The following is a 17,283-nucleotide window of genomic DNA, read 5'->3' as shown; positions in this document are numbered from 1 at the left end:
ACCCGCGAGTACCCGATGATCTTGTGAATTAATCGGGTGGGAGGTGCTGACGGCCGCCCGGTACTATGGCGTCGTGCTGCTCTGCGAAGGCTGACCTGCCCAGCGCCGACCATCGTCTCCATTCGGATGGCCGGCGCTTTATTGCGCCCAGAGCCTGCTACCTCGCAGTCAGCCCGACATCCCGAGAGCGAGAGCCAAATCATGATCACCGCCACCGGACTGGAACTCCGCGCCGGCGCCCGCATCCTGCTGTCCCCGACCACGCTGCGGGTGCAGCCGGGCGACCGCATCGGACTGGTCGGCCGCAACGGCGCCGGCAAGACCACCACGCTCAAGGTGCTGGCCGGCGAGGGGATTCCGTACGCGGGACAGGTCGAGCGCACGAGCGAGGTCGGCTACCTGCCGCAGGACCCGCGGACCGGCGACCTGAACGTGACCGGCCGCGACCGTGTCCTGTCCGCCCGCGGCCTGGACAGCATCCTCGCCGAGATGCAGAAGCTCGAGGTCCAGCTGGAGGAGAGCGGCGACGAGAAGCTGGTCCGCCGCTACGGCCAGCTCGAGGACCAATTCTCCGCCCTGGGTGGGTACGGCGCCGAGGCCGAGGCCGCCCGGATCTGCGCGAACCTGGGACTGCCCGACCGCGCCCTGGCCCAGACCATCGGCACTCTCTCCGGCGGTCAGCGCCGCCGGATCGAGCTGGCCCGCATCCTGTTCGCGAACTCGGGACAGAACGGCAAGGGCATCCTGCTGCTCGACGAGCCCACCAACCACCTGGACCAGGACTCGATCGCCTGGCTGCGGGGGTACATGGCGCAGCACAAGGGCGGCCTCATCGTGATCAGCCACGACGTCGAGCTGTTGGACGCCGCCGTCAACAAGGTGTGGTACCTGGACGCCAACCGGTCCGTCGTCGACATGTACAACATGGGCTGGAAGACGTATCTGGAGGCGCGCGAGACCGACGAGCGCCGCCGCCGCCGTGAGCGGGCCAACGCGGAGAAGAAGGCCGGCGCTCTGATGGCGCAGGCCGACAAGATGCGTGCCAAGGCCACCAAGACGGTCGCCGCGCAGAACATGGCTCGCCGCGCCGAGAAGCTGCTGGGCGGCCTGGAGGAGACGCGCGTCTCGGACAAGGTCGCCAAGGTGCGGTTCCCGAGTCCGGCCCCGTGCGGCAAGACGCCGCTCACCGCGTCCGGCCTGTCGAAGTCGTACGGTTCGCTGGAGATCTTCACGGACGTCGACGTGGCGGTGGACCGCGGTTCCCGGGTGGCCATCCTCGGTCTCAACGGCGCCGGAAAGACCACCCTGCTGCGGATCCTCGGCGGCATGCTGGAGCCGGACACCGGTGAGGTGCGTCCCGGTCACGGGCTGCGGCTGGGCTACTACGCGCAGGAGCACGAGACCCTGGACGTCGACCGGACGATCCTGGAGCACATGCGCAGCGCCGCTTCGGAGCAGACCGATACCGAATTGCGCAAGATTCTCGGTGCGTTCCTCTTCTCCGGCGACGACGTGGACAAGCCGGCGGGGGTGCTCTCCGGCGGGGAGAAGACCCGTCTCGCGCTGGCCACGCTGGTCTGTTCGGGCGCCAACGTGCTGCTGCTGGACGAGCCGACCAACAACCTGGACCCGATCAGCCGCGAGCAGGTGCTCGATGCGATCGCCAACTACCCGGGCGCGATCGTGCTGGTCACGCACGACGCCGGGTGTGTGCAGGCGCTCAAGCCGGACCGCGCGATCCTGCTGCCGGACGGCGACGAGGATGCGTGGAGCGACGACCTCCTGGAGCTCGTCGAGCTGGCGTGAGCGCTGCCGGGCCGGAAGGTCAAGGGCATCGTTGGTTGTCAACTGGTGCCCACACAGACAGTGCGATATTCAGGCGTTTGCGGGCAGGTCGGGCGCGCCGAGTCGGGTGCCCGACCGAAATTTTCGTCACCCCACGGAGCGATCACACCACTCTCCGGAGCGGTCATGCCCCCCACCTGCGGGTTGCCTCGATCGAGTGTTTCCGCAGGTGATCGATGGTCTTGGCGGAGCGGCGCCGGTCACGCCGCCGCCCAGGAAATGCACTGACGCGCACTGTCAGCAAAGTGTCTGACATTGATGCCCGTGGTAACCGTCAAGTTCCTGACAGTAATAAATGGGCACGTTCACGCACGCCGGATACCTGGCGCATGATCGTTGGAGACGGTGTAATAGGTGGGACCGTATCTGACCGCACTGTCTGCGACGTGAGGATTCAAGATGGCAGCCACTGGCACAGCTACCAGTACTGAGAAGGGTCGTCGAATCGTCGGTAGCGAGCGGCAGTCGCTCGCCAAGGACCTGGTGAAGCGTTACACCTCCGGCGAGAGCATCCGCGCGCTGGCCGCTTCCACCGGAAGGTCCTACGGATTCGTGCACCGCGTGCTCACCGAATCGGGTGTGCAGTTGCGCCAGCGTGGTGGCGCTCGCCGCCGCAAGAAGGCGTGACGTCCGGCAACGCCGGGCCCGATGCATCCGACGAGGTAGGCGTTCGTTACGAACAGGACGGGCCGGTCGCGACGGTGACGTTGTGCCGGCCCGACGTTCTCAATGCTCAGACTCCGGCGATGTGGACGGAGCTCGGCAACATTTCGCGGAAATTGGCGGGCGACGTCCGCGTCGTCATTGTCCGCGGTGAGGGACGCGCGTTTTCCGCAGGCCTGGATCTGTCGGCCGCACGGGGCGACGGCGATTCTTCGCTTGCCCGGTTGGCACAGTTGTCCGCGTCCGAGTGCGCGGATCAGATTGCTGTCTTCCAGACCGCGTTCACCTGGTTGCGGAGTCCGTCCATTGTGACAATCGCCGCCGTACAAGGACATGCGATCGGTGCCGGCTTCCAGTTGGCACTGAACTGCGACATGCGTGTTCTGGCCGATGACGCGCGATTCTCGATGGCCGAGGTGACACTCGGCCTGGTGCCCGATCTGGGCGGAACGAAGCGGCTCACGGAGCTGGTCGGACCGTCCCGGGCATTGGAGATCTGCGTCACCGGACGGCGCATCTCGGCGGACGAGGCGGACCGGGCCGGACTGGCCACCGCGGTCGTGCCCCGGGCCGAGCTGGATTCGGCAGTCGCCGATCTGGCAGCGGCGGTGCTGGCGGCCGACGCCGGCGCGGTCGCCGAGATCAAGGGACTGATCAGCGGCGCGACCCAGAGGTCGTACGCGGAACAGGACCGTGCGGAGCGAGAGGCCCAGACCCGGCGGCTCAGTGAGCTGCTCGGATCAGGGGAGTAACCAGGAATAGCGTTCATACCTCCCGGGTTGTCGTACCCACGCGGCAGACTCTGTGCTGTCCGTCGGACCGATGCCCCGGGAGGTGACGCATGTCCATGCCCAGCTGGACGATGCTGCGCTCGATCCAGAATTCGGATCAGGTGCGTGCCCACCAGGTGCGGCGCGGCACCGCCCGCCGGATCGTGCGGTTCGCCGAGCCCTATCGGCGCGACATCACGGTCTTCCTGCTGACCGTCGTCATCGCGGCCGGCATCGGGGTGGCCACGCCGCTGCTGGCCGGCCACGTCATCAACGCGATCACCGGCGGCGGCCCGGAGGCGGCCGGCACGGTGGTGCGCCTGGCCCTCATGATCGCCGGCCTCGCGGTCGCCGACGCCCTGCTGTCTCTGGCACAGAGGTGGTATTCGGCTCGCATCGGCGAGGGCATCATCCTCCACCTGCGCACCCGGGTCTACGACCACGTGCAGCGCATGCCGCTCCAGTTCTTCACGCGGACGCAGACCGGCGCCCTGGTCAGCCGGCTCAACAACGACGTCGTCGGCGCACAGCGCGCGTTCACGTCGACCCTGTCCGGTGTGCTCAGCAACGTCATCCAGCTGGTGCTCACCGCCGTGGTGATGTTCAGCCTCTCCTGGCCGATCACCGTGCTGTCGCTGCTGCTCCTGCCGGTCTTCATCCTTCCCGCGCGCCGGGTCGGCAAGCGGCTCGCCGAGATCACCCGCGAGTCCTACAACCTCGACGCGAAGATGAACGCGACGATGACCGAGCGCTTCAACGTCTCCGGCGCGCTGCTGGTCAAGCTCTTCGGCCGCCCGGACGTCGAGGCCGGCCGCTTCGGCGAGCGCGCCGCCCGGGTCCGCGACATCGGCGTCGAGCAGGCGATGTATTCGCGGACGTTCTTCGTCGCGATGCTGCTGGTCGCTTCGCTCGCGCAGGCCCTGACGTATGGTCTGGGCGGCTGGCTGGCGGTCCGCGGCGACGTCTCGGCCGGCACCGTCGTCACCCTGGCACTGCTGCTCACCCGCCTCTACGGTCCGCTCACCGCGCTGAGCAACGTCCGGGTCGACGTGATGAGCGCGCTGGTCTCCTTCGACCGCGTCTTCGAGGTGCTCGACCTCAAGCCGGGCATCGCGGAGAAGGCCGACGCCGTGACGATTCCCGCCGGATCGGGCCGGATCGAGTTCCGCGACGTGCACTTCCGCTACCCGAGCGCCGCCGAGGTCTCCCTCGCCACCCTGGAGGACGTCGCCGCCCTGGACCGCACCGAGAGCCCGCCGGTGCTGCGCGGCCTCGACTTCACCGTCGAGCCTGGACAGATGGTGGCGCTGGTCGGCCCGTCCGGCGCCGGCAAGTCGACCACGTCGATGCTGGTCTCCCGGGTCTATGACGTGTCCGGCGGCGCGGTGCTGATCGGCGGCGTCGACGTGCGCGACGCGACGCTGGACTCGCTGCGCGACGCGGTCGGCGTGGTCACCCAGGACTCGCACCTGTTCCACGAGACCATCGCCGAGAACCTGCGTTACGCACAGCCCGGCGCGACCGACGAGCAGATGTGGGCGGCTCTGGAGGCCGCCCAGGTGGACGGGCTGATCCGGGCACTGCCCGAGGGCCTGGACACCGTCGTGGGCGAGCGTGGCTACCGCTTCTCAGGCGGCGAGAAGCAGCGCATCGCGATCGCCCGGCTGCTGCTCAAACAGCCCTCGATCGTGATCCTCGACGAGGCCACCGCCCACCTGGACAGCGAGTCCGAGGCGTCGGTGCAGCGCGCCCTCGCCGAGGCGCTGCGCGGCCGGACCGCCCTGGTGATCGCGCACCGCCTCTCCACGATCCGTGAGGCCGACCAGATCCTGGTGCTCGACCAGGGCCGCATCGTCGAGCGCGGCCGGCACGAGGACCTGATCACGGCCGGTGGTCTCTACGCCGAGCTGTACAGGACACAGTTCGCCGTGGGCCCGAGCCCGTCCGGCGTTCCCGGCGACGACGTGGAGATCGTGACCGTCCCCGCCGGTACGGTCGAGCCGTGACGGAGTTCGCGGTCCTCCTCGTGGTGCTCGCCGCGATGGGCTTCGCCCTGATGCGGTTCGCGGCGTGGGCCCGCCGCAGGGGCATCGGCGGCGGCATGATGGGCGCGATCGACGAGGCCTGGCACCCGTCGGCCGACCGCATGCGCCGGGAGACCGCCATCCACGAGCAGCGAGTGCTGCCACCGCGCCCGGGAGACGACCGCTTCGAGCGGGACTGACCGGCCGCCTGCCCCCGCGGCCTTCCGCCTGCTGCTGCCTTCCGCTGCCCGCCCCGCCGCCCGCTGCCTTCCGCTGCCCGCCCGCCGCCTTCCGCCTTCCGCCTTCCGCCGCGTGCCGCTGCCCGCCTGCCGCTGGGCGTCGGGCGGGCCTCGTCTCGCGCTCGCGGGATCACGCGGCCGAAGGGCAGGCTCTAGGCTCAGGCGGATGGAGATGGTTGCGCGCAACCCGGTCGACGGCGTCTATGCGGCCACCGATGACTACGTCCACGCCATGGAGGTCCGCGGGGCCGAGCGGATGCTGTACATATCCGGCACGATGGGCCTCGACCCGGCAGGTAAGGCTGGCGCGGGACTGACCGAGCAACTGGAGCTCGTCTGGGACAACATCCGGGCGATCCTCGCCTCGGCCGGCATGAGCGTCGACAACATCGTCCGGCAGACGAGCTACCTGCGGGACGTGGCGTTCGCGGAGGAGAACGCGGAGGCCCGGGTGCGTGCGCTGGGCGGCCGCCTCATCCCGACGACCGCGATAGTCGTCCAGACCCTCTCCGACGACTGGCTTATCGAACTTGAGGTGATCGCCGCCGCCTGACTCGGGTCAGGATCGCACCGGGACGAGGTCGGCGACGTCTGCGTGGAGCTTGGCCCTACGTATGAGGAGCCGCACCAGGCTGCCCTCAGTGATCGGTGCGGTGCCGGCGAACTACCTCTCGGCGGCCTCATGATGGACGTGTTCCTCGACGACGAGGGCGATCAGGACGTTGGCGTCCAGCAGGTTCGTCACCGCTCGTCGTCCAGTGCCCGGACGTCGTCGGTGGTTATCGTGTTGCCGAGCCGGACCAGGGGCAGACCGGTGACCTCACTGCGGGAGACACCGGCGGCGGAACCCTGCCCGAGTCCGCGCCGCATGAGGTCCGCGACGGTCTCGCTGAGACTGCGTGACGTGTCCCGTGCGATCGACATCGCCTGACGGTGCAGGTCGTCGGGGAGATCGATGGTGGTGAGCATCTCCTCATGTCAATCTGCGCATCATGATGCATGCATGTCCGCGGCCTGGCGGAGTCGGGCGAACTCGGCGGCCAGGTCGGGCAGTTGGAAGTGGGCGTTCAGGCCGCTCGGGTTCGGCAGGACCCAGACCCGGGCGCCGGCGAGCGTCTCCTGCTGCGGGCCGATGCGGGCCTTTCGCCGGCCGAACGCGGTGCGGTAGGCGGTCACACCCAGGACGGCGAGGAAGACGGGTGCGGTTTCGCGTACCAAATCTTCTAGAAGCTTGCCGCCCGCGATGAGTTCCTCTGCCGACAGCTCGTCGGCGCGGGCTGTGGCCCGCGCGACGACGTTGGTGATTCCCAGGCCCAGGCCCGGCAGCAGATGCTGCTCCGAAGGATGCAGCAGTCGCTCGGTGAAACCGGCGGCGTGCAGCGCCGGCCAGAAACGGTTGCCGGGCCGGGCGAAGTGATGGCCGGTGGCCGCCGAGTAAAGGCTCGGGTTGATCCCGGAGAAGAGCACCCGCAGATCGGGGCCGACCAGGTCGGGAATGGTCCGCCCGGCCGCGGCGGCGACCTGCTCCGCGTTCGGGCGGCTCACAGCGTTCGCAGCGAGCCGCCGTCCACCGACACCGCGGCGCCGGTCACGTAGCTCGCCGCCGGTGACAGCAGGAACGCCGCGACCCGCCCGTACTCCGAAGGTTCGCCGATGCGACGCAGCGGGATGCCCGCCGCCGCCTCGGCCATCGCCGCGGCCGGGTCCTCCGAGGCGGCGAACAGCTCCCGGTTCCGGCCGGTCATGAACCGGCCCGGCAGGATGCTCAGCACCCGGACGCCGCGCGGGCCGAACTCGTCCGCCATGTCCTTGGCCACCATCGCCAGGCCCGGCCGGAACCCGTTCGACAGGCCGAGCCCGGACAGCGGTGTCTTCACCGAGGTGGACAGCACCAGCCCGACCGCGCCACCCTCGGGCAGCGCCGAGGCGAACGTGCGCGCCGCACGGACCGAGCCCAGAAAGACAGTGTCGAAGGCCGCCCGCCACTGGTCGTCGGTCATGCTCGCGGCCGTGCCCGGCGTCGGGCCGCCCACCGAGACGAGCGCGCCGTCGAGACGGCCGAACCGCTCGATCGCCGCGTCGACCAGCTCGCGGGGCGTCGCCGGGTCGCTGAGGTCGGCGGCCACGCCCACCGCGTGGCTCGCGCCCAGCTCGGCGACGGCCTCGTCGACGCTGTCGGCCGACCGGGACGAGATGACCACCCGGGCGCCGTCGCCGACGAGGGCCCGCGCGGTGGCGAAGCCGAGCCCGCGGGAGGCCCCGGTGAGGATGTAGACGCGATCAGCCAGCCCGAGATCCATGCACCGATCCTGCCATCTCCGGCCGCAGCGCCTCCGCGGTGGCGGGGTCCGCCGGCAGGAACGCTTCGACGGCGAGTTCGGAGAGGGTGACGTCGCGGGGCGTACCGAGCACCGACGTCATGCTGAAGAAGCTCAGGCCGTCGAAGCGCAGCGGCACGACCAGTCCGTCCGGCTCGTCACGGGTCGAGCCGCCGGGATAGTCCGCGAGCTCCTGCCGCAGCTCCCGCAACACCGGATCGCCGGTCGCCGCCGTCTGCCGGTCGAGGCGGTGCAGCACATGGGTACGCCACTGCGCCAGATTCTCGATCCGCGGCGCCATGCCGTCCGGGTGCAGTGCGAGCCGCAGCACGTTCACCGGCGGTTCCAGCAGCTCCGGCGCGCAGCCCGCGGTGAACCGCGCCACGCCGTTGTTGGCGTCGACCATGGTCCAATGCCGGTCGACCAGAACGGCCGGGCAGGGCTCGTGCCCGGCGAGCACGGTGCGTAGCGCTCGGAGAATAGTGTCCAGCGATCGATCATCCGACTTTTCAGGATAAAAGGGTGCGAAACCACCGGCTAGAAGCAGCTCGTTGCGCGCCCGCAGCGGCACGTTCAGCTCCTCCGCCAGCCGCAGGATCATCTCGCTGGTCGGCCGCGAACGCCCGGTCTCCACGAACGACAGATGGCGTGCCGAGACACCGGCCCGAGCCGACAGGTCGAGCTGACTGATCCGCCGGTCGTCCCGCCAATGCCGCAGCAGCCGCCCCACCTCACTCATCGGAGCTCCTAGTCCATCGTGTACCCACCGTTGACGGTGATTCGCTCGCCGGTGACGAAACGGGCACCGTCCGAGGCGAGGAACGCGACCACGTCCGCGATCTCGTCCGGCGTACCCATCCTCCCGAGCGGCACGTCCCGCCGGTAGGCCTCCACGTGCTCGGCCGCGACCGACGCGTGCCGCTCCACCGGGATCCACCCCGGTGCCACCAGGTTCACCGTCACCCCGAGCGGCCCCAGCTCCCGCGCCCACGTCCGGGTCAGCGACATCTGCGCCGCCTTCGCCGCCGCGTAGGCCGACATCCCCGGCGCCGCCCGCTCCGGCATCTCCGACCCGATCTGCACGATGCGCCCACCGCCCAGCCTGCGCATCCCCGGCAGCGCGGCGCGCATCAGCAGCGACGGGCTCTTCACGAAGAAGAGCAGCTGATCGAGATGATCCTGCCAGGAGACGTCGAGGGCGGGCTTCGACGGCTGCGGCCCGGTCGCGTTCGGCACCAGCACGGCGACCGGCCCGAGCCGCGCTTCGACCTGCTCGATCAGCGCGTCGACGGCGGCCTCGTCGGTGATGTCCGCGCGGAAGGCCTCGGCGGTGCCCCCGTTGGTGACGATCCCGTCGACGACGCGCTGGGCGTCGCCGGGATCGGGCAGGTAGTTGACCGCCACGGGCCAGCCGTCGGCCGCCAGCCGCCGGGCGATCGACGCGCCCAGCCCGCGGGAGGCGCCCGTCACGAGTGCGGAACCCGTTTTTCGCATGCTTGTGCCTTACCTCACGCTTTGCGCGCTTCGCAACCCCATGCAGATGTACGGGAGGAGCTCAGCGGCGCACGGCCTCTTCGACCACGTCGAGGACACGCGCGAGTTCGCCGGCGGGACGGCCGGTGGCCAGGTGGAGGACGAGGCCGTCATAGGCGAGCTCGAGGAACTGGGTGAGCACGTCGACCGGGACGTCCTGCCGGAGGACGCCGGCGTCGCGCTGGCGTTGCAGGCGTTCGTGGGTGGCGTCGGCGATCGCGGCGGAGCGCTGTGCCCAGCGTTTGGCGAACGCCGGGTCGGTGCGCAGGCGGTGGGAGACCTCGAGCTGGGTCCCGAGCCAGCCGGCCGTGTCGCCCTCGCTGTTGCCGGCCCGCGCCAGCAGGTCGCGCATCACCTGGACGAGGCCGTTGCGGGTGACCGTCTCGGCCATCGCCGCGGCGTCGTCCTCGGCCACGGCCAGGAACAGTGATTCCTTGTCACGAAAATGATGGAAAATCGCTCCACGGGACATGCCGGTGGCCTCCTCGAGCCGGCGGACCGTGGCGCCCTCGTATCCGAAGCGCGCGAAGCAGGCACGGGCCGCGGTGAGGATCTCGTGGCGGCGCGCGTCTAGCTGGTCCTGACTAACCCGGGGCACGCGCTGATCGTGTCACGGTGCCCCGCGTGCTTGCAATCCGTACGTACGGCTTTTTAACCTGCGTCATCCCACGATCGGATGATGCGAAATCCGTCGTCGTGTCCCCGTTTTGTTAACACTCCTGGACTGTTCGCTTCCGTCGCTGCTCACGTAAAGTGCCCGGGTGCCTCTAGTCTTCCTCGCGCTGGACGACACCCTGCTCGATCGCAGTGGTGCGTTCCGCCTGTGGGCGAAAGGCTTCCTGGACGAGATCGCCGCTCCGCACGAGGATCTCGACTGGCTGGTCTCGGTGGACGCCGACGGCCTGACGTCGCGGTGGGACCTCGCCGACCTGATCCGCGAGCGCTACCAGCTGCGGGTCTCGTCGATCGACATGGTCGAGGAGCTCAAGGAGGGGCCACTCGCGTTCGAGCGGCTGGACCCGATGGTGAGCTGCGCGCTGGAGATCGCCGGGGACGCCGGGCTCATTCCGGTCGTCGTCACCAACGGTCCCGCCGAGCAGCAGGAGACGCGCATTCGGCGTACCGGCCTGGACCGCTATGTCGCCGACTGGGTGATCTCGGAGGAGTGCGGCGTGAGCAAGCCCAACCCGCGGATCTTCGCGCTCGCCGCGCAGCGGGTCCGGATGCGCCTGAGCGGCGCGTGGGTGATGGGCGACAGCCCGGAGGCCGACATCGGCGGCGCGGCCGCGATGGGCCTGCCCAGTGTCTGGGTGCATCGCGGGCGGGAGTGGGTGGACAACCGGTTCGCCCCGACGCGCGTGGTGGGCAACGTGATCCAGGGGATCTCGGCCATCATGGCGACCCGTTGAATTAAATAGGTTGCGGGGCCCTGGAGCGTCCTGCAAAGTTGGCCCGCAAGCGCTGATCCGACGAGAGAGAAGGGGGTGGACCTCATGGCTGTCTTTGTGATGCCTGCTGTCCGGCTTCCCTTTCTGACTTCTTTCTCTGAGGAGATCCTCCAGTGCGCGAGCACGATTCTTACAGCTCCACCATGCGCCGTGGGCGCCGCAAGTTCGACGACGACGAGCCTGGCGATTTTGGTAAGCACGGTCTGAAGCGCGGCCGGCTCGAGCCGGCCCTCCACGAGGACCCCGATCTGCCCGAGGAGGGCGATCGCTGGTCCACGTGGGACGGCGCTCTCCACGGTCCCGAGCCTCGCCCCGACTGGGTGCGCACCGAACACGCTGCCGTCGACACCGAGCTCGGCATGCTGAAAACCGGCAAGGAAGCGGATGTCTTCCTGGTGCGCCGGGCCATTCCGGGCACCGACAGGGTCAGCATGCTGGCCGCGAAACGCTACCGGGACGGCGAGCACCGGCTGTTCCACCGCGACGCGGGATACCTGGAGGGCCGTCGCGTCCGCCGGTCCCGCGAGATGCGGGCCATGACCAACCGGACCGCGTTCGGCAAGGAGCTCATCGCCGGTCAGTGGGCCGCCGCCGAGTTCGACGCGCTCGGCCGGTTGTGGGAGATCGGTCAGGAGAGCGGGCTGGTCTGCGTGCCGTACCCGGTGCAGCTCATCGGCACCGAGATGATGATGGAGTTCGTCGGTGACTGGGACACCGGCGAGGCGGCGCCACGACTGGCCCAGGTGCGTGCCGACGCGGACCTGATCGCCGACCTGTGGCGGCAGATGACCGACGCGCTGTCGGTGCTGGCGCGGGCGCAGGTGGCGCACGGGGACCTCTCGCCGTACAACACGCTGGTCCACGACGGCCGGCTGGTCCTCATCGACCTCCCGCAGATCGTCGACGTGATCGCCAACCCGCGCGGCGGCGAGTTCATCGCACGGGACGTCCACAACGTGGCGAACTGGTTCCGGGCCCGGGGACTGGACGTCGACGCGGACGGCCTGGTGGAGCGCCTGTACTACGAGGCGGGTCTGCGCTGACGGCCCGGTGGAGTGGCCGGGCTGTGGGTCGGCCGGCGCTGACGGCTCGGCCACGGCCCGGTCCGCGGCCGCCGCGTCCACGGCGGCCGCGACCGGGACGACCGCTCATTGGAGGTAGTTCTCAACCTCGCTGACGCCGTGGGCCTGCTCCGCGTCGGGGTCGTGCCCGGCCGAGCGGGCCGCGCGGCGCCGGCGCAGCAGGTCCCAGCACTGGTCCAGCGACTCCTCCAGCTCCTTGAGCCGGGCGTGCTCCTCGTCGGACGAGATCCTGCCCTGGCTCAGCTGCTGGCGAAGCTCGTGCTCTTCCTCGACCAGGCCGTTGATCCGGCCCAGCACACTCTTGTCATCCATGCCCGAAGCCTACGGCGCGGTCCCTCCACAACGACACGTGGCACGATCATGACGTGACGCTTGAAGCCCAGCGCGAGCACATCCTCTCCGGCCGGATGTACAACGACCTCACCACCGAGCTCGTCGAGGCGCGGGAACGGACCGTGCTGCTGACGAACGAGTACAACGCCAGTTTCGGCCGGCCGCAGCAGGAGCGGGAGGCGATCCTGCGGCGCCTGCTGCGCGCGGTGGGCAGGGACTGCCACTTCGAGCCGACGTTCCGGTGCGAGTTCGGCTTCCACATCAGCGTCGGCGACCACTTTTACGCCAACTTCGACTGCGTTCTGCTCGACGGCGGCGGGATCACGATCGGCGACAACGTGCTGTTCGGGCCGCGGGTGGGAATCTACACCTCGAACCACGCCATCGACGCCGCCGAACGCGTGGCCGGCGGGTGCTACGCGAAGCCGGTCACCATCGGCAACCGGGTCTGGGTCGGCGGCGGCGTGACCATCAACCAGGGTGTCACCATCGGCGACGACACCGTGATCGGCTCCGGCAGCGTCGTGACCCGCTCCATCCCGGCGGGTGTCGTCGCCGCCGGCGTCCCGGCCCGGGTCATCCGCGAGATCACCGACGCCGACAAGACCGGCTGGCGGCCCGCGTGATCCCCGACGCCGACGGGCCGGCTGGAGGCCCGCATGATCCCCGACGCCGACGAGACCTGCTGGCGGCCCGCATGATCCCCTACGCCGACGAGACTGGCTGGCGGCCTGCGTGATCCCCGAGACCGACAAGAGGCCGTGATGCGCGTCGACCTGGTCACCGTGATCGTCGCCGAATACGACCCGGCGATCGCGTTCTTCACCGAGGTGCTCGGCTTCGAGCTGACCGAGGACTCCCCGTCGCTGACCAACGACGGCCGCCCCAAGCGCTGGGTCGTGGTTCGCCCACCAGGCGGCGGAACCGGCCTGCTGCTCGCCCGCGCCGACGGTCCCCGCCAGGAGTCCGCGGTCGGCGACCAGATGGCGGGCCGGGTCGGCTTCTTCCTCCAGGTCGACGACTTCGCCGCCACCTTCGAGCGGATGCGCGCCCACGGTGTCCGCTTCACCCGTGAACCGCGGACGGAGTCCTACGGCCAGGTGGCGGTCTTCCTCGACATCGCCGGCAACAAGTGGGATCTTCTGGGCCCCGCTGTCTGACACCATGGGATCGTGGCGAGTCGCGGTCCGTATTCGGGTGCGACTCGCCACGATCTCAGCGCGGATCAGTGGCAGTACTTGCTGCGGTCGACGTAGATGAGCGGCGCGGAATAATAGGGCGGGTGGGGCGTCCGGACGTATCGGAAACGGACGCAGGCATTGGTGTTCGCGGCATGGACGAATTGGTCGACAGCGAATCCACCGTAAATGATCCCGACGGCGCCGCAGACGCCGGCGACGACACCGCCGATGCCGGTGGCGGCGCACGCGGCCCCGGCTGCGACGCCGATGGCGCCGGAGGATGCGTTCTGATAACGCTGGAGGCGGCCGGCGATGCTCTTGGTGGCTGAGCGGCTTACATAGGCGGAGCAGGTCACCCATCCACAGTTGACGGTGACCGGCGAGGCCCGGCGGGCGAGTTGGACGGAGGCGGCGCGGCGTTCTGGGGTGGACTGGTGTGCGGGAGCGCCGAGGGCGGCGCCGGCCGGGGCGAAGGTGGTCGCGGCGACGGCGATGGCGGCCGCGATGGAGACTCGGCGTGCTGCTGTTCTGGTCAATTCGACTCCCCGTCGACTGTGCCGAAGAATAAATGGCGGCCGCCGCGGTCAAATATCGTCGCCTGAAGAGATCGTTGAAAGTCCCTGAAGTGATGACCGCAATTCGGGGTTCGATTTCGCGGAATGGTGGGGTGGGGGACGGGTGCTTGGCCGGCGTGACCGACTGTTCGGACAGGACGGATATGGCGGACAGGTCGGTAGCAAGGGGACGAGGGTGTGGTTTTAGAGCGCAACCACTCACGCACGTCGCCGGGTGGTGGTGAGCGCTCTGGACGCGTCAGCGGCCAGCTCGCCGCCGCGCGGCCCTCGGCGTGAGCGACGTCCGGTACCCCCCACCCCGCTACGACAGCAAGCTCTTGACCTTGACCTTGAAAGGGCGACGCGCCGCCCGGCGTGACCGGAAAACCCGGCGTGACCGGAAAACCCGGCGTGAGCGGAAAACCCGGCGTGAGCGGAAAGGGCGACGCCCCGCCTTCCGAGAGAGGAAGACGGGGCGTCGGAGAACGCAGCAGGAAGATCAGGCGATCATCTTGCGCAGGACGTATTGGAGGATGCCGCCGTTGCGGTAGTAGTCCGCCTCGCCGGGAGTGTCGATGCGGACGACGGCGTCGAACTCGATGCCGGTGTCCGTGGTGACCTTGACGGTGCGCGGGGTGGTGCCGTCGTTGAGCTCGGTGACGCCGGCGATCGAGAAGGTCTCGGTGCCGGTGAGGCCCAGCGACTCGGCGTTCTCGCCCTGGGGGAACTGGAGGGGGAGCACGCCCATGCCGATCAGGTTGGAGCGGTGGATGCGCTCGTAGCTCTCGGCGATGACGGCGCGGACACCGAGGAGCATGGTGCCCTTGGCAGCCCAGTCGCGGGAGGAGCCGGAGCCGTACTCCTTGCCGGCGAGGATGACCAGCGGGACGCCGGCCTCCTGGTACGCGACGGAGGCGTCGTAGATCGTGGTCTGGTCGCCGGTCAGGTGGTTGACGGTGAAGCCGCCCTCGACGCCCGGCACCAGCTGGTTGCGGAGCCGGATGTTGGCGAACGTGCCCCGGATCATGACCTCGTGGTTGCCGCGGCGCGAGCCGTAGCTGTTGAACTCGGCGCGTGGGACGCCGTGCTCCGCGAGGTACTTGCCGGCGGGGGAGTCGGCCTTGATCGAGCTGGCCGGGGAGATGTGGTCGGTGGTGACCGAGTCGCCCAGCTTGGCCAGCACGCGAGCGTCCGAGATGTCCTGGACGGGGGCCGGTGAGGCGGCCATGCCCTCGAAGTACGGGGGCTTCCGGACGTAGGTGGAGTCGTCGGCCCAGGCGAACGTGTCACCGGTCGGGGTGGGCAGCGACTGCCACTGCTCGTCGCCGGCGAAGACGTCGGAGTAGGCGGTGCTGAAGCCCTCGGCGCCGATCGCCTGCGCGATGACCTCGTCGACCTCCTGCGGGGACGGCCAGATCTCGTTGAGGAAGACCGGCTTGCCGTCCGAGCCGGTGCCGAGCGGCTCGGTGGTGATGTCGATGTCCATCGAGCCGGCCAGAGCGTACGCGACGACCAGCGGCGGCGACGCCAGGTAGTTCATCTTGACGTCCGGGTTGATCCGGCCCTCGAAGTTCCGGTTGCCGCTCAGGACGCTGACCGCGGTCAGGTCGTTCTCGTTGATGGCGGCCGAGATCTCCTCGGGCAGCGGGCCGGAGTTGCCGATGCAGGTGGTGCAGCCGTAACCGACCAGGTTGAACCCGATCTTGTCCAGGTACGGCGTGAGGCCGGACCGGTCGTAGTAGTCGGAGACCACCTTGGAGCCGGGGGCGAGGGTGGTCTTGACCCACGGCTTGCGGGTCAGCCCACGCTCGACGGCCTTCTTGGCGAGCAGCGCCGCACCGATCATGACCTGCGGGTTCGAGGTGTTGGTGCAGGAGGTGATGGCGGCGATGACGACGGCGCCGTGGTCGAGCTCGTATTCGTTGCCGTCGTCGCCCTTGACGAGGGTCGGTTTGCTGGTGCGGCCCTGGCTGTTGGCAGCGGCTGAGAAAATGTGCGGTTTGTCCGCTTCGTCGTCCACGCCGTTGGCCGGGGAGTCGGAGGCCGGGAAGGACTCTTCGCTTGCCTCGTCCGCGTGCCCGTGCGGTGCCGCGTAGTTCGGCAGTGCGTCGCGGAATGCGGCCTTCGCCTCGCTCAGCAGAACGCGGTCCTGCGGGCGCTTCGGGCCGGCCAGCGACGGAACGATCGTCGACAGGTCCAGCTCGAGCTTCTCGGAGTAGTCCGGCTCGGCGGTCGGGTCGAGCCACAGACCCTGGCGCTTGGCGTAGGCCTCGACCAGGGCGACCTGCTCTTCAGAGCGGCCGGTCAGCTTGAGGTACTCGATCGTCTGCTCGTCGATCGGGAAGATCGCGACGGTCGAGCCGTACTCCGGCGACATGTTGCCGATGGTGGCCCGGTTCGCCAGCGGCACGGCGCTCACGCCGGGGCCGTAGAACTCGACGAACTTGCTGACCACACCGTGCTTGCGCAGCATCTCGGTGATGGTGAGCACCAGGTCGGTGGCGGTGGTGCCGGCCGGCGCCTCGCCGAACAGCTTGAAGCCGACGACCCGCGGGATCAGCATGCTGACCGGCTGGCCCAGCATGGCGGCCTCGGCCTCGATGCCGCCCACGCCCCAGCCCAGCACGCCCAGGCCGTTGACCATCGTGGTGTGCGAGTCGGTGCCGACCACGGTGTCCGGGTAGGCCTGGCCGTTGCGCTCCATGATCGTCCGAGCCAGGTACTCGATGTTCACCTGGTGCACGATGCCGGTGCCGGGCGGGACGACCTTGAACTCGTTGAACGCGGTCTGTCCCCAGCGCAGGAACTGGTAGCGCTCGCGGTTGCGCTGGTACTCCAGCTCGACGTTGCGCTGGAAGGCGTCCTCGCGGCCGAACAGGTCGGCGATGACCGAGTGGTCGATGACCAGCTCGGCCGGCGCGAGGGGGTTCACCTTGGTGGGGTCGCCGCCCAGGTCCTTGACGGCCTCACGCATGGTGGCCAGGTCGACCACGCAGGGGACGCCGGTGAAGTCCTGCATGAGCACCCGTGCCGGGGTGAACTGGATCTCCACGCTGGGGTCGGCGTTCTGGTCCCAGCTGCCGAGCGCGTTGATGTGGTCGGCGGTGATGTTCGCGCCGTCCTCGGTCCGGAGAAGGTTCTCCAGGAGGATCTTCAAGGAGTAGGGCAGTCGATCGTGCCCCTTCACCTTGTCGATCGTGAAAATCTCGTAGCTCGCGTCTCCGACGCGCAGCTCGCTCTTCGCACCAAAGGTGTCGAGGCTGGCCACCGTCTTCTCCTTCACACCCAGCGAC

The 17,283-nt window shown here is 69.3% G+C and carries 19 protein-coding genes; 10 read left to right on the top strand and 9 right to left on the bottom strand.

From position 1 onward, the window contains the following. Window positions 1–201: 201 nt before the first annotated feature. The 6 genes from AB0M02_RS15500 to AB0M02_RS15475 all read left to right on the top strand — a co-directional run bounded on the left by AB0M02_RS15500 (window position 202) and on the right by AB0M02_RS15475 (window position 6,094). Window positions 202–1,806 (top strand): ABC-F family ATP-binding cassette domain-containing protein, encoded by a 1,605-nt coding sequence (locus tag AB0M02_RS15500; protein WP_364226773.1) that lies wholly within the window; start codon window positions 202–204, stop codon window positions 1,804–1,806. A 438-nt stretch (window positions 1,807–2,244) separates the two neighbouring features. Then, window positions 2,245–2,472 carry a helix-turn-helix domain-containing protein gene (locus AB0M02_RS15495; protein ID WP_014441759.1) on the top strand — a complete coding sequence of 76 codons (228 nt, stop codon included), beginning with the start codon at window positions 2,245–2,247 and terminating at the stop codon, window positions 2,470–2,472. Further along, a complete protein-coding gene (locus AB0M02_RS15490) occupies window positions 2,469–3,260 on the top strand; it encodes an enoyl-CoA hydratase/isomerase family protein (protein WP_364226770.1) in 792 nt (263 codons plus the stop codon). The genes AB0M02_RS15495 and AB0M02_RS15490 overlap by 4 nt, the downstream gene beginning before the upstream one ends. An 89-nt stretch (window positions 3,261–3,349) precedes the next feature. After that, on the top strand, window positions 3,350–5,284 hold the full coding sequence (locus AB0M02_RS15485; protein WP_364226768.1) for an ABC transporter ATP-binding protein: 1,935 nt from the start codon (window positions 3,350–3,352) through the stop codon (window positions 5,282–5,284). Next, window positions 5,281–5,502: a hypothetical protein gene (locus AB0M02_RS15480; protein WP_364226765.1), complete on the top strand. Its 222-nt coding sequence runs from the start codon at window positions 5,281–5,283 to the stop codon at window positions 5,500–5,502. Before AB0M02_RS15485 ends, AB0M02_RS15480 begins: the two co-directional genes overlap by 4 nt. 205 nt (window positions 5,503–5,707) lie before the next feature. Continuing rightward, window positions 5,708–6,094, top strand: a complete 387-nt coding sequence (locus tag AB0M02_RS15475) for a RidA family protein (protein ID WP_364226763.1) — start codon at window positions 5,708–5,710, stop codon at window positions 6,092–6,094. Window positions 6,095–6,282: 188 nt separating this feature from the next. Here AB0M02_RS15475 and AB0M02_RS15470 read toward each other — a convergent pair whose 3' ends face one another. From AB0M02_RS15470 to AB0M02_RS15445, 6 genes are all read right to left on the bottom strand, one after another. After that, window positions 6,283–6,510, bottom strand: a complete 228-nt coding sequence (locus tag AB0M02_RS15470; RefSeq protein ID WP_364226761.1) for a hypothetical protein — start codon at window positions 6,508–6,510, stop codon at window positions 6,283–6,285. Between the two features lie 21 nt (window positions 6,511–6,531). Then, entirely contained in the window at window positions 6,532–7,086 is a 555-nt protein-coding gene (gene mug, locus AB0M02_RS15465) for a G/U mismatch-specific DNA glycosylase (RefSeq protein ID WP_364226759.1), read from the bottom strand. Continuing rightward, the gene (locus AB0M02_RS15460) at window positions 7,083–7,841 is read right to left on the bottom strand and encodes an SDR family oxidoreductase (RefSeq protein WP_364226757.1); all 759 of its coding nucleotides are present in this window, start codon (window positions 7,839–7,841) and stop codon (window positions 7,083–7,085) included. Before AB0M02_RS15460 ends, mug begins: the two co-directional genes overlap by 4 nt. Continuing rightward, the gene (locus tag AB0M02_RS15455) at window positions 7,822–8,598 is read right to left on the bottom strand and encodes a helix-turn-helix transcriptional regulator (RefSeq protein WP_364226755.1); all 777 of its coding nucleotides are present in this window, start codon (window positions 8,596–8,598) and stop codon (window positions 7,822–7,824) included. The genes AB0M02_RS15460 and AB0M02_RS15455 overlap by 20 nt, the downstream gene beginning before the upstream one ends. Window positions 8,599–8,606: 8 nt before the next feature. Continuing rightward, window positions 8,607–9,353 carry an SDR family oxidoreductase gene (locus AB0M02_RS15450; protein WP_364226753.1) on the bottom strand — a complete coding sequence of 249 codons (747 nt, stop codon included), beginning with the start codon at window positions 9,351–9,353 and terminating at the stop codon, window positions 8,607–8,609. Between the two features lie 61 nt (window positions 9,354–9,414). Then, a complete protein-coding gene (locus AB0M02_RS15445) occupies window positions 9,415–9,990 on the bottom strand; it encodes a helix-turn-helix domain-containing protein (RefSeq protein WP_364226751.1) in 576 nt (191 codons plus the stop codon). Window positions 9,991–10,153: 163 nt separating this feature from the next. Between AB0M02_RS15445 and AB0M02_RS15440 the strand changes: the two genes are divergently transcribed. Continuing rightward, window positions 10,154–10,801: an HAD family hydrolase gene (locus AB0M02_RS15440; protein WP_364226749.1), complete on the top strand. Its 648-nt coding sequence runs from the start codon at window positions 10,154–10,156 to the stop codon at window positions 10,799–10,801. 152 nt (window positions 10,802–10,953) lie between these two features. Next, window positions 10,954–11,883, top strand: coding sequence for an RIO1 family regulatory kinase/ATPase (locus AB0M02_RS15435; protein ID WP_364226747.1), 930 nt, complete (start codon window positions 10,954–10,956; stop codon window positions 11,881–11,883). A gap of 105 nt (window positions 11,884–11,988) precedes the next feature. Here AB0M02_RS15435 and AB0M02_RS15430 read toward each other — a convergent pair whose 3' ends face one another. Next, window positions 11,989–12,234, bottom strand: a complete 246-nt coding sequence (locus tag AB0M02_RS15430; protein WP_364226744.1) for a DUF2630 family protein — start codon at window positions 12,232–12,234, stop codon at window positions 11,989–11,991. A gap of 53 nt (window positions 12,235–12,287) precedes the next feature. Between AB0M02_RS15430 and AB0M02_RS15425 the strand changes: the two genes are divergently transcribed. Together AB0M02_RS15425 and AB0M02_RS15420 are read left to right on the top strand one after the other, a co-directional pair. Then, a complete protein-coding gene (locus AB0M02_RS15425; protein ID WP_364226742.1) occupies window positions 12,288–12,881 on the top strand; it encodes a sugar O-acetyltransferase in 594 nt (197 codons plus the stop codon). 138 nt (window positions 12,882–13,019) lie between these two features. Next, window positions 13,020–13,415: a VOC family protein gene (locus AB0M02_RS15420; protein ID WP_364226740.1), complete on the top strand. Its 396-nt coding sequence runs from the start codon at window positions 13,020–13,022 to the stop codon at window positions 13,413–13,415. 65 nt (window positions 13,416–13,480) lie between these two features. On the opposite strand, the gene AB0M02_RS15415 is transcribed toward AB0M02_RS15420, so the two are convergent. Further along, window positions 13,481–13,972 (bottom strand): hypothetical protein, encoded by a 492-nt coding sequence (locus AB0M02_RS15415; RefSeq protein WP_364226738.1) that lies wholly within the window; start codon window positions 13,970–13,972, stop codon window positions 13,481–13,483. Between the two features lie 517 nt (window positions 13,973–14,489). Then, window positions 14,490–17,273 carry an aconitate hydratase AcnA gene (acnA, locus tag AB0M02_RS15410; protein WP_364226735.1) on the bottom strand — a complete coding sequence of 928 codons (2,784 nt, stop codon included), beginning with the start codon at window positions 17,271–17,273 and terminating at the stop codon, window positions 14,490–14,492. Window positions 17,274–17,283: the final 10 nt, after the last annotated feature.

It is taken from the genome of Actinoplanes sp. NPDC051861 (genome assembly GCF_040681145.1).
Lineage (GTDB): Bacteria > Actinomycetota > Actinomycetes > Mycobacteriales > Micromonosporaceae > Actinoplanes.
Note: the sequence above shows the minus strand (reverse complement) of the source record. Positions and strands in the feature narration are given on the sequence as shown.

Coding starts and splice junctions, on each gene's coding strand:
- AB0M02_RS15500 (WP_364226773.1), top strand. CDS start 202: ATGATCACCGCCACCGGACTGGAACTCCGCGCCGGCGCCCGCATCCTG.
- AB0M02_RS15495 (WP_014441759.1), top strand. CDS start 2,245: ATGGCAGCCACTGGCACAGCTACCAGTACTGAGAAGGGTCGTCGAATC.
- AB0M02_RS15485 (WP_364226768.1), top strand. CDS start 3,350: ATGTCCATGCCCAGCTGGACGATGCTGCGCTCGATCCAGAATTCGGAT.
- AB0M02_RS15475 (WP_364226763.1), top strand. CDS start 5,708: ATGGAGATGGTTGCGCGCAACCCGGTCGACGGCGTCTATGCGGCCACC.
- AB0M02_RS15470 (WP_364226761.1), bottom strand. CDS start 6,510: ATGCTCACCACCATCGATCTCCCCGACGACCTGCACCGTCAGGCGATG.
- AB0M02_RS15460 (WP_364226757.1), bottom strand. CDS start 7,841: ATGGATCTCGGGCTGGCTGATCGCGTCTACATCCTCACCGGGGCCTCC.
- AB0M02_RS15455 (WP_364226755.1), bottom strand. CDS start 8,598: ATGAGTGAGGTGGGGCGGCTGCTGCGGCATTGGCGGGACGACCGGCGG.
- AB0M02_RS15450 (WP_364226753.1), bottom strand. CDS start 9,353: ATGCGAAAAACGGGTTCCGCACTCGTGACGGGCGCCTCCCGCGGGCTG.
- AB0M02_RS15430 (WP_364226744.1), bottom strand. CDS start 12,234: ATGGATGACAAGAGTGTGCTGGGCCGGATCAACGGCCTGGTCGAGGAA.
- AB0M02_RS15420 (WP_364226740.1), top strand. CDS start 13,020: ATGCGCGTCGACCTGGTCACCGTGATCGTCGCCGAATACGACCCGGCG.